A 12,034-nucleotide genomic window follows, 5' to 3' on the forward strand; every position below is an offset into this window, starting at 1 on the left:
GCGCTGTGACCTTTTTTTTGTCAATAAAACTTATTATAAAGGCTGCCCGCTATCTTTTCTACCAGGGCTTTGGGTACAATGCGGGTGGCGCTGGCGCTGAGCCAGTTCACGGCGCCGGGTATCACCTCCGCCTTGCCGCGGAAGAGGGCTTTGATGGCGGCTTTCGCCACGGGTTCCGGCGGGGTGCCAAATTTTTCCGCTGTGGCACGGATGGCATCCATACCGGCACGGTCCAGGAAATTAGTATTTACCGGGCCGGGGCACAGGCAGGTTACAGATACGTTCTTTGCCTTCAGCTCCTGGCGGAGCCCCCGCGTAAAGGTGAGCACAAAGGACTTGGAAGCCGCGTAGCCGCTCAGGGTGGGCACGGCCTGGTAGGCCGCGGTACTGGCCACATTCAGGAGGTAACATTTAGGTTGCTGCTGCATGATGGGCAGCAGCCGGTAGGTGAGCTCCACGACGGTTTGCATATTCAGCTGCAGCATGTTCAAATGGTCTGCCAGGGGCTTTTGCAGGAAGGGGCCCCACACCGCGTAACCGGCATTATTGACCAGCACTGTAATGGGAAAGGCCTCCTGCCTGCACCAGGCTTCCACCTTTGCCGGGGCTTCCGGGGCAGAGAGGTCCAGGGCTAACCAGGACGCCTGAACGTTGTACGTGACAGACAGGCGGTCTGCCAGGGCACGCAGTGCATCGCCGGAGCGGGCTACCAGTAACAGGTTGTAATGGCGTTTGGCCAGTTCCACGGCCATGGCTTCTCCCAGGCCTTTGCTGGCGCCGGTGATCAGTGCGTAAGAGGACATGCAGGTAAGATTTCTATGCGCTACAAAATTGATAAGATCCCTTGCGGGTGGCTGTAAATTTAGACAGCCTGCTCAAATATAAAATACAAATTACTTCGTAATCCACTGATTTAATAGCATTTTAAGGGTATATTTTTATCTTTGGGCACTGGCCCGTCCTCATTCCCGGGCCACCCCACTTATGCAGCAACGCTTATTCCTGCTGGCAGCTGTGACCTGCCTGCTCAGTGCCTGTAACTTCAGTGCAGGCGTCCGGAAAGACCTGGTCACCGGGCTTTCTGTTTCCTACAACGGGCTTTCGTGCGAAAGCTTTGCGCTGGAGCGCAATGGGCAGCCATTGAAGGACCAGGACATCCGCTTTGGTGAAGATGTGGTCCTGCTGCTGGAAGGTGTGCACGGCTTCACGGAAAAAGACGGCCTGATCTACCCCGGCATGCAACTGGACGTGAAAGATGAGCAAGGCAAAGTGGTATCGAGCTACACGGATATGCTGGCAGATGTGGCCAAGAGTGGTGTAAAACCGGAAGCGGCCCGCGTGCTGCGCGCTGCCTACCAGAGCGGCCCCCCGGACGTGGCCCCCGGTCATAAATACACGATGCTGGTACACGTGTGGGACAAGCAGGGTAAAGGCACCATTGACGCCACCCTGCCATTGAACCTGCAATACCCTGATACTACCGGGCTGCAAACAAATTCACAGGGCATCAGCGCCACCCGCACGTTCCTCATTGCGGATTCCGGCCGGGTAGACAAGGGCATGGTGCCGGCTACAGGCCGCGTGGGTATTAACTTCCAGGGCCTTAAAGGCTTTACCGCGGTAGATGGGCATGTATTCCCCGGCGGTAGCCTTACCGTGTATGGAGCAGATGGTAAGGAAATGTTTAACACCGGCGATGCGTTTGAGCGCCAGCTGGATGGTTTTACAGAGAGCCAGGTAAAAGAAGGCCTGCGCATTACCGTAACGCTGAACGGGCAGCTGGCGGGTACCAGCAGCACCTGGAAATTCCGCATCTGGGATAAGAAAGGCAATGGCTTTATGGAAGCCACCGTGCCGGTAACGCTGGCCAAATAACGGTAAAGGATATACGAAAATAAAATACCCGCAAAAAAGGCGGCTGCCAGGTGAGCAGCCGCCTTTTTTTATGTGGGTTGGATAGTGTTATTTCTTTTGCGCACCCCGGAAATCCACCATGCCGTTGAAGCGCAGGTTGCGGCTCTGGGCTTTGAGCACGGCGGTACGTACGCGGTGGGTGCCTATATCCGTGCTCGTTTTCAGGCGCCCGCCGGAGAAGGAGCCGTTGTTGATATAATTCATGATACCTGCCAGGGCCGGGTCTTCTGGGTCGCCCCAGGCAATGTCTACGTAGTCAATGGCTTTCTGGTCCGGTACCAGGCCGGTGTAGTAGTCGCCGTTGCCCAGTGCATTGTGCGTGGCAAAGTTGATGGCGTAGAGGTCCGCCAGGTAAGTTTGCTTGTTGTTAATATTCGCCTGCAGGCGGGTGCCGATGAAGCCTACGGGCTTGCCATACGTATTGGTATCGGCCACCAGTTTCATATTGGCGTAGTAGGGCTTCAGGTTGTTGATGGTAAGTTCTGCGGCGGAGGCAGTGTATTCATTGGCCACGAAGAACACATTTTTCAGGGAGGGAAGCACGCCCATATTGGTAGTGCTGAAGTTAGTGGCTTCGCCCTGGCTGCCCAGGCCCTGGTTTGCATTCAGCTTATCGTTGTAAGTGGTGTAGTACATCACCTTACCGGCCGCGGAAGCCGGTGCCAGCACGCTGTCCAGGTATTCCGCAGTGGCTACGGAGCCGCCACCGTTGTTGCGCAGGTCCACGATCACGTTGGTCACATTGGCTGTTTTCAGCTTGGTCACTTCAGCATCCAGCAGCTGCTTGGTGAGGGAAGGCTGGCCGGCGCTGTTGTACGTGTTGGTAAATGTGTAGAACACGAAGTAGCCTACTTTACCCTGGTTGCTGTTGTAAATGGTATCGAACAGGATCGGATTGATGGCATAGGCGGCCGCATTGAGGGTCACGCTGCCGGTGGTACCAAGGCCATTGCCACTGGCGGTAGACACGATCTTGGTCTTCAAGGTCAGTACCCCGGTGGTAGAGGAATAGATGGCATCTATCACGCTCTGGCGGTTGGTTGTGGAGCTGAAGTCCGTGATGTTATTGATGGACGTAAGCTCCACGCCGCGGGTCAGGTTTGCCTTGCCGGCGGGGGAGTTCTTATCTGCATAAAGTACCAGGGTGTGCACACCGCCGCTTTTATCCGCTGCAAAGGCTATTTCCAGCCCAAAATCACCGGTCACCGCCTGGGTAGTTTCCACCTGGCCATCCTGCAGCTGGGTGCTGATGGTGCTGTCGCGGTCCAGGAAGCTGTAACGGTCGTAGGCGGAGTTGGTGGCCGGGTTAATGGCGTATCCCTTCATGGCCTCCAGGAGATCGTCTGCCTTGGCGTAGCTGCTGCTGTAGGGATTGAGGGAGGGTACGGATTTGTACCAGAAATAACCGGGAGCATCTTCAGCGCCGTTTACATCAAAAAAGTCTACCTGCATATTGCGGTACATGCGGTACTTGAGGGAGTCCTCGGTGTTGACGGTGCCGGTGGTGTTGCCGCCGGTATTGCTATTACTGCCTTTGTCTTTCTTGCTGCAGGCGCTGGTGGCCACGAGGCCTAGCAGCACTGCGCCCAGGCATAGCGGGGATACCGCTTTACGGTAGAACATATTCATATAAAAAGCGAATTAGAAAGAGGTGGATCAAATCGCATTTTTAGACTGGAAGACCCGGCATAAGTAAAACGGGACACAGAAAAAATAATGCGGATTTGTCGGCATATTCGGCCAAACTCCGGTTTTTAGCGGTGAATCCCGTTCCGGCGATCATCACACTATTAATATACGATGAATCGCCGGAAAGGTTGGGTGGGAGGGGTTAGAAATGTGTTATATTTTTTTAGCCAGTCCCTGGCGGGTCCAGAAACCGTTCTCATAGCCCAGCACATAATTGAAGTATGCGGAGCCGGGACCGGGTGTGCCGCCGCCACCACCGCCGGACTGGGCAGCCTTGTCAGCTTCTGCCTTCAGTTTTTCGGCTTCTTTTTTATCGATCTTATTGATCTTGAAGTTGAAGGCCAGCACACTGTCTGCATTTTCCGCGGGGATGTCCAGCCGGGCCAGGGGAATGGTGATCTCCATGGTGAGCATGCCGGTATTATCATTGCTGATGCCGGCCGTGATACCATAGTTATTATTCAGGGGAATGGCGCTTTCCTTGATGTCTTTCAGGCCGTTCACCAACAGGTCGCCGGTGTGGAGGAAAAGCAGTTTCTGCTTGGCGGATTTCTCTGCCGGGCTGGGCGTATAATTGAGCTGGGGCGTGTGGCGGTAGTCGTACAGCGCGTCCTGGTCAATGTTAGGGAAGGTGATGCCGGGCCCGTTCTTGGTTTTGCCGCTGGTATTGATGGTGATGTGCAGGCCTGCATTGATAATGCGGTACTGGGAGATCTCATCGCGGGAGGCGATGGCGATGTAAAGATTGGTGCCGTCGTTGGCAATATCATAAAACAGGCGGGTGTCGCCATTGTAATGAGGCAGGGGGTTTTTCCATTCATCGAGTTTGCCGTCTGCCTTGTAGGGCTGGGCGGCCCAGCCGTTGGTGGCATCGGCTTTCTGGGCAAAGGTGGCCATCGGTGCGGCCAGCAGGGCGGCAGCCAGGAGGTGTTGATAAATGCGTTGCATATGCCTTTGGATCATTCTCTTGTTAAACGAGGTTACAAGTTTACCACTTTCCGCCCGATTATCAGCACCCTAAAGTGGGAAACCGGTTTTAACGGGCAATTTGTATGGTTTGACCCCCTAAATGCCGCATTGGCCCGAAAATCTTGGCCGGAAACAAGAAAGTTTGCCTAAATTTCCGGTTTGGGCCATGGTCCCTGATCAACACAACCAAATCTGCGCCGCCAGTTCCCCGGGCCCGCACCAAGCACTATTGAATGACGAAGAAAAGTTCGCAACAACCATCCACTCCACGCGCCGGCAACGGTGGCCGCGTATCACTTAAGGAAGTAGCCCGCCTGGCAGGTGTGGCGCCGTCTACCGTTTCATTTATCCTCAATGGCAAGGCCCAGGAAATGCGTATCCGCGAAGAGGTGGCGAACAAGGTAAAGGAAGTGGCCCGCAAGGCCGGCTATACGCCCCACCAGGTGGCGGTGAGTCTGCGCACCGGCCAGTCGCGCATCCTGGGGCTGGTGGTGGAAAGTATTTCCGGCAGCTTCTTTGCTGCACTGGCCCGGGTGATAGAGGAGGAGGCCAGCCGCTATGGCTACCGCGTGGTGTATACCAGCACGGAAAACGATGCGGCCAAGGGCCGGGCCATGATCCATATGCTGTCCCACTGGCACGTGGATGGCTACCTGATCACGCCCGCACCCGGTATGGAAAGGGACATCCAGGAACTGCTGGACAAGAAACGCCCGGTGGTGCTGATGGATGGGTTCTTCCCCGGTATCAAAGCGCCTTTTGTGCTGGTGGACAACTATGCAGGGGTGAAGACGGGGGTACAGCAGTTCATTAAAAGAGGCTACCAGCGTATTGCTTTTGTCACCGCGGATGTAGACCTGGTGCAGCTGGAAGAGCGCCTGAGCGGCTACCGGGAAACCCTGGAGGCCAATAACATACCGGTACAGAAAAAACGCATCCTCAAAATACCTTACAACCATCCCCGCCCCGCTGCCATTAAAATGATAGCGGACTTCCTCCAGCATACATCGCCCCGCCTGGATGCCGTGTATTTCTCCACGAACTACCTGGGCTTACTGGGCCTGGAGGCCCTGCGCCAGCTGAACTGGCAGGTGCCCAAAGACATTGCGATGATGAGCTTTGACGACCATGACATTTTCCGCCTCCTGGAGCCGGGCATCACCGTGATGGAACAGCCGGTGGAGGAAATTGCCAAAACGGCCATACAACTGCTCATGAAGCAACTGGGCAAAGCCGATGTGCGTATCCGTAAAACGCAGGTAAGGCTGCCGGGCAAGTTCATCCAGCGTGGTTCTCTTTAACAGGCCGCCATTGTTTTTCCCCCGTTGATAAAAACATCATTCCTTAATTTTTTTTCAAAAATATTTTCATCCCTTAAAACGATGAAAGCGCCAACCGTTGCCACTTACGCGGCAATGGGAAAATGTATATTTGACGCAAAGTATTGCTGCCTTTTGCAAAATCGTTTTAGTTAAAGAAAAAAAGGCCTATTTTTAACGCGTTCTTAGCATTTTGCAGCATGAACGTACCAGTCCATGTGATAAATCACAATACGATCTAAAACAACACAGTAGTAGCATTTTATTCACTAACAACAACAGCAGTTTTCACGGAACCGAAAAAAAGAAAAGGTCAAACAAAACAGTAGCAACATTAGGGATTATATTCTGCAGTACTTATTGCATGTATCTCCTGTAAACATTTAGCCCGGAAAAAACCACTGCCCGTGCAGCTTTGCGCGAGGGTAGCCTGTTTCCGCACGTTAAATGATTGTGCACGTCCCGCGTGCGCAACGGGCGGGCTTTTGCCGTCGCCCGGATGGAGTACCTGTGTACTGTAAGCAGTAAAGGATACCCACATTTATAATATCAAACAAATCCACATGAAAAAACAGAACCTGTTGTTCATGCGGACCGGCGTGCAGACTATTTTGCTGCTGCTGCTGTCCGTATTGGCATTTGCCCAAAGCCACGTTATCACGGGCAAGGTAACAGATGCAAAAGACAACTCCCCCCTCCCCGGTGTGACCGTACAGGTGAAAGGTACGGCCACGGGCACGCAGACCCAACCCGATGGTACGTACAGCATTACGGTACCCGGTGCGGATGCCCACCTCGTATTCTCCTTTGTAGGCTATGACCCGCAGGACATTACAGCCAGTGGCAATGTGCAGGATGTGAAACTGGGCACTGCCGTGAAAGCCCTGCAGGATGTAGTGGTGATCGGTTATGGCGTGCAGAAAAAATCTGATGCCACCGGTGCGGTGTCTTCCATTAAATCTGCCGTGTTGAATGAGCGCCCCGCTACCAACATTGAGCAGGAGCTGGCGGGTAAAGTAGCCGGTGTGAACGTGTCTACCAACTCCGGCCGTCCCGGTGGTAACACCAATGTGCACATCCGCGGTTACAACACCATCAACGCGAGCAACAGCCCGCTGTACGTGGTGGACGGTGTGATCGGCGCAGGCCCTATCACTTACCTGAACCCGAACGACATTGAATCCATGGACGTACTGAAAGACGCTTCTGCTACCGCTATCTATGGTGCGCGTGGTGCAAACGGCGTGATCATCGTGACCACCAAGCGTGGCAGGAGCGGTGCTGCCCAGGTAGCATACGACGCTTACCTGAGCGCTGGTGTAATGGCTAAAAAACTGGACGTACTGGACTCCAAACAATTTATGCAGGTAGAGCAAAATTCATATGCCAATGCACCCAAGTACGATTCTACCGGCTTTGCCAACGGTAACTACACAGACCCGCGTGTGAAAGCCAAAGACCGCAACCTGTTTGACGAGAGCGGCAACCCGCTGTACAATACCGACTGGCAGAAAGAAGCTACGCAGACGGCCTTCAGCCACGCGCATAACCTGAGCGTGACCGGCGGCAACCAGGATAACACGTATGGCCTGTTCCTGAACTACTCCAATGAAAACGGTATCGTGCGCGAATCTTACCTGAAACGCTACGCTGCCCGTTTTGTGTTTGACAGCCAGGTGAAGAAATACCTGAAAGTAGGCGGTAGCATCAGCTTCTCCAACGTGGATGAAAACCGCGTGGATGGCGCTGTAGGTGGCCTGAACGCTACCCGTATGATGATCGAGACCCTGCCCATCATCCCCGTAACGTACGCAGACGGCCACTACGGCAGTAACAATGATTACCCCGACATGGAAGGTGGTGAAAACCCGGTGAACATCCTGAAGAACCGTAAGGATCTCTTCAAAACACAGAGCACCATTGGCAATGTGTATGCGAACCTGAACATCCTGCCTGGCCTGGAACTGCGCAGCAGCGTGGGTTTCAATGTGAATAACATTGACGAGAACTTCTACTCCAGCCGTACTTTGCGCCAGTTGAGCGCAGACGACCAGGGGGAAGCCTGGGTACGCCAGGAGCGCAATAACTACTGGCAGTTTGAAAACTACCTGACGTATAACAAGCGTTTCAACAAGTACCACAGCATCACCGCCCTGGCAGGCCTGAGCTGGCAGCAGTACGACAACTTCTACAGCCGTGCCGGCGGTAAAGGTTTCAATGACGACTTCTACCAATACTACAACCTGAGCGTAGCCGCCAATCCTGAAACACCGGAGTCCAACATTTACAAATGGGCGATGAACTCTTACTTTGGCCGTGTGAACTATAGCTATAAGGACCGCTATCTCTTCACCGTTACCGGCCGTATAGACGGTTCCTCCAAGTTTGGTGCAAACGAGAAATATGCATTTTTCCCATCCGCTGCCTTTGCATGGCGTGTGAGTGAAGAAGACTTCCTGAAGAACAATACTACCATCTCCAATCTGAAGTTCCGCGCCAGCGCGGGCCTTACCGGCAACTCCGAGATCGGGGTGTACCAGTCACTGGCCAGCCTTGGTTCTGAAACCGCGGTACTTGGTGGTAAGCGTGCCCCGGGTGTAGGCATAGACCGCCTGGGCAATCCCAACCTGAAATGGGAAAAGACTGCGCAGTATGATGCAGGCATTGAACTGGGCCTGTGGAAGAACCGCGTGAACCTGGAAGTGGATGGTTACTACAAGAAAACATCCGATATGCTGCTGGATGCGCCCGTACCGTCTTCTACCGGTTATGAGACCATCTACAAGAACATTGGCTCCATGGAAAACCGTGGTGTGGAAGTAACCCTGAACACGGTGAACATTGAAACCGGTAAGTTCTCCTGGAACACTGCGTTTAACATTGCCATCAACAAAAATAAAGTACTGACCCTGGGCAGCGCCAATGACGACATCTTCCCCGGTCCGTACTTCCTGAGCAACACCAATATTCTTCGTGTAGGCCAGCCCGTGGGTTCCTTCTACGGCCTGCGCCGCCTGGGCACTTACGGATCTGATGAAGCAGTGGAAGCCGCCGCGCACAACCTGCACCCGGGTGACGTAAAACGCAGCGATACCCGCGAGATCATTGGCAAGGGCGTGCCCGATGGTTTTGGCACCTTCCAGAACACCTTCCATTATGGTCGCTGGGATTTGAGCGTGGAACTGGCTTACGCTTATGGTGCAGATATCCTGAACCTGAGCCGCCACTCCGGGGAAGACCGTACCGGCCAGGCAAACAGCTATGCCACCGTGCTGAATGGCTGGACCCCCGATCACCAGCACACCATGATCGCGCAGAACCGCCCGTCCAAGGCTGGTTACACGACCACCATTGACAGCCACATGGTAGAACCGGCAGATTACATCCGCGGTAAGAACCTGCTGCTGGCGTACAGCTTCGGGGAAGAAACCCTGCGCCGCCTGCACCTGACCCGCCTGCGCGTTTACGCTTCTGCACAGAACTTCTTCGTATCCACTAAATACAGCGGCTACGATCCGGAAGTAACTACCTATGGCGATGCTTTTGCACAGGGTATTGAGTTCTTCTCTTATCCCAAGCCCCGCACGTACACCCTGGGTATGAACGTAACATTCTAAACCACAAAGCAACAATTGTATGAAACATATTATTCCTTCCATTGGTAAACTGGGCCTCCTGGGCGGCGCACTGCTGCTGGCTACCGGCTGCTCCAAGTTCCTGGACGAACAGGATAAATCACACTACACACAGGATAACTATTTCCAGACCGCAGACCAGGCAGAGGCTTCCATCAATACCCTCTACGCTAACCTGCGTTTTGTCAGCGATGGTTCCGGCACCTACGGCGAAAGCCCTTTCATGATGCTGGAATTTCCCACGGGCCTGTGCAACACGGAAGTGGGCCAGAGCCAGTACAACAATGACCTGCGCAATCTCACTGCGGATGCAGAGAACGCGTATTTCTACAACTGGTGGAGAAACAGCTATAAGGCCATTGCCAATGCGAACCTGTCCATTGCCCGCATTCCCGCGGTGAAAATGGACGCGGCGCGCCAGAAAGAATTGCTGGGGGAAGCGTACTTCAACCGTGCATTTCATTACTACAACCTGGTGCGCATGTTCGGTAAAGTGCCATTGATCACCACCCCCACTACGGATGGAACTTCCGATTCCATCTACGTGAAGCGTAACACGGAAGAAGAAGTGTACAACCAGATCGTGAGCGACCTGCAACAGGCGGAGCAGGCGGGCCTGCCCAACACAGACCCGGCCGGCCGTGCATCCCTGGGCGCTACCAAAAGCCTGCTCTCCAGCGTATACCTGACCATGGCAGGCTTCCCCTTGCAGAAAGGCCAGGCTTACTACCAGAAAGCTGCAGACAAGGCCAGGGAAGTGATCGATGCCAAATGGTACAGCCTCTTCCCTGAATACAAATCACTGCATGACCGCCTGGTAAAGAACACCGGTGAGCAGATCTTCCAGAACCAGTACCTGCTGGGTGTTTTCAACAACACCCTCACGGCATGGTTCCTGCCCCGCAGCCAGCACGTGTCCGGCTTTTCTGATGAATATGGTTCCATCTATCCTGTGGATGAATTTTACGCTTCTTTTGAAAAGAACGATAAACGCACCCAGGAATACCAGTTCTTCTATTCCAAATATTCCAAGATCGTGAATGGGGTGCGTAGCAAGGATTCCCTGCCGCTGGGCCATAACTACATTTACAAATACTTTGATGAAAGCGCCGTATTGGGCACACCGCAGAGTGACATCAACTGGACCTTCCTGCGCTATGCAGAAGTGCTGCTGATCTTTGCAGAAGCACAGAATGCCGCCGGTGGCCCCAATGCAGCGGTATTTGCCGCCGTGGATGCCGTACGGTCCCGCGCCCAGCTGCCCACCCTGGAAGCCCAGGGCATTACCAGCCAGGATGCCGTACAGCAGGCCATTTGGAAAGAACGTTACCATGAGCTGTGCTTTGAGAATAAGACCTGGTTTGACATGGTGCGCACCCGCAAGGTGTACAACCTCACCACCGGTGGCTTTGACAACTTTGCAGGCCACAGGTTCACGTACAACGGTGGCAACTCCGTGCTCTCTGAGAAGTACTACTACTTCGGGGTGCCGCAGCGCGAGAAAGACAACAACAAGAACCTGGACCAGAACACTGGCTGGGAAAGGAAATAATTGCAGTGTGCACGGGGGCTGTCATGACCCGGCCCTTGTGTACTGTTTTTTTATATTGTGGTTTCAGCGCAAAACAGATGGAAGGTTCGCCCTTCCATTTTTTTATGGCAGATAGCGTGCTGATAAAATGTTTTACAACAAAAGGGCCTTCGCGTGATTGCGAAGGCCCTTTTGTATCTCTTACTGCTTGCTTGTTTTTATACTACCGGGTTAGCGGCATATTCTTTCCAGAGGCTGTCCAGGTCGGCGCCGGCCAGTTGTTTCCAGATACCATCCGTGTAGGTTTTTTCCCGCATGGCTTTATCCAGTTTGTCCACCATTTTCGGGTTCTTGTTTTTCACCAGCCATTGGAGGAAGCGGGCGGTAACGCGGTAGCTGTTCTCATAAGACTGCGTGGCTTTGAATGCCGGTAGTGACCAGCGGGCGGCCTCGTTGTTGATGCCGTATTGTGCCCGCACATAGTCTGCAATGCCTTCTGTGAGCCATCCGGGGCCGCTGCCATCCGGGTAGGCCTGCACTACGTGCATCATTTCGTGGGTCACCACGTCAATGTCTTCCGGGTTCTTGGTGAGCCACTCGGGATTGTAGCGGGCCACGCCGCCGCCGGTTTCGGCCACGCCGTGGTAGGCCGGGTCAATCACGAAGAAGATCTTTTTCAGGCTCTTCCTGTTGTAGTGGGCCACTTCTTCGGGGTACACTTTGAAGAAGGCATCTACCAGGCGTTGTTTTTCGTGCAGGTCAAAGTTTTCGGCCTTGTTGATCACGATCAGCGTAAAGCCGTTCTTTACCGTGGTGTCCCGTTGGTAAAACTTGTCGGCAGGTGTCCGTTCGTCCTGTGCATGGAGCAGGGAAGGGGCCAGGCAGAGCGTCATTGCACCGGCCATGGCCATTTTTTTTAAGCGTTGGTTCATAGTAACTGTTAGGTTGAAAAGAAAAGGTTATGGAAAAAGGCCAGG

At 53.8% G+C, this 12,034-nt stretch carries 8 protein-coding genes; 4 read left to right on the plus strand and 4 right to left on the minus strand.

Going from position 1 to position 12,034, the window contains the following annotated elements; translation table 11 throughout:
• Positions 1-20 precede the first annotated feature (20 nt).
• Entirely contained in the window at positions 21-803 is a 783-nt protein-coding gene (locus DCC81_RS10310) for an SDR family NAD(P)-dependent oxidoreductase (protein WP_108686568.1), read from the minus strand.
• A 181-nt stretch (positions 804-984) separates the two neighbouring features.
• On the opposite strand from DCC81_RS10310, the gene DCC81_RS10315 reads away from it, so the two are divergent.
• Entirely contained in the window at positions 985-1,875 is an 891-nt protein-coding gene (locus tag DCC81_RS10315; RefSeq protein ID WP_108686569.1) for a hypothetical protein, read from the plus strand.
• Between the two features lie 87 nt (positions 1,876-1,962).
• Here the strand turns inward: DCC81_RS10315 and DCC81_RS10320 are convergent, their stop codons facing one another.
• On the minus strand, positions 1,963-3,543 hold the full coding sequence (locus tag DCC81_RS10320) for a S41 family peptidase (RefSeq protein ID WP_108686570.1): 1,581 nt from the start codon (positions 3,541-3,543) through the stop codon (positions 1,963-1,965).
• 213 nt (positions 3,544-3,756) lie between these two features.
• A complete protein-coding gene (locus DCC81_RS10325; protein WP_108686571.1) occupies positions 3,757-4,551 on the minus strand; it encodes a hypothetical protein in 795 nt (264 codons plus the stop codon).
• A 254-nt stretch (positions 4,552-4,805) separates the two neighbouring features.
• Between DCC81_RS10325 and DCC81_RS10330 the strand changes: the two genes are divergently transcribed.
• The 3 genes from DCC81_RS10330 to DCC81_RS10345 all read left to right on the plus strand — a co-directional run bounded on the left by DCC81_RS10330 (position 4,806) and on the right by DCC81_RS10345 (position 11,078).
• Positions 4,806-5,873, plus strand: a complete 1,068-nt coding sequence (locus tag DCC81_RS10330) for a LacI family DNA-binding transcriptional regulator (protein WP_108686572.1) — start codon at positions 4,806-4,808, stop codon at positions 5,871-5,873.
• 581 nt (positions 5,874-6,454) lie between these two features.
• Positions 6,455-9,508 carry a SusC/RagA family TonB-linked outer membrane protein gene (locus tag DCC81_RS10340; RefSeq protein WP_205686309.1) on the plus strand — a complete coding sequence of 1,018 codons (3,054 nt, stop codon included), beginning with the start codon at positions 6,455-6,457 and terminating at the stop codon, positions 9,506-9,508.
• Between the two features lie 19 nt (positions 9,509-9,527).
• Positions 9,528-11,078: a RagB/SusD family nutrient uptake outer membrane protein gene (locus DCC81_RS10345; protein ID WP_108686574.1), complete on the plus strand. Its 1,551-nt coding sequence runs from the start codon at positions 9,528-9,530 to the stop codon at positions 11,076-11,078.
• A gap of 197 nt (positions 11,079-11,275) precedes the next feature.
• On the opposite strand, the gene DCC81_RS10350 is transcribed toward DCC81_RS10345, so the two are convergent.
• Positions 11,276-11,989, minus strand: coding sequence for a basic secretory family protein (locus tag DCC81_RS10350; protein ID WP_240612956.1), 714 nt, complete (start codon positions 11,987-11,989; stop codon positions 11,276-11,278).
• Positions 11,990-12,034: the final 45 nt, after the last annotated feature.

Source organism: Chitinophaga parva, from assembly GCF_003071345.1.
In the GTDB taxonomy this organism is placed as follows: Bacteria; Bacteroidota; Bacteroidia; order Chitinophagales; family Chitinophagaceae; genus Chitinophaga; species Chitinophaga parva.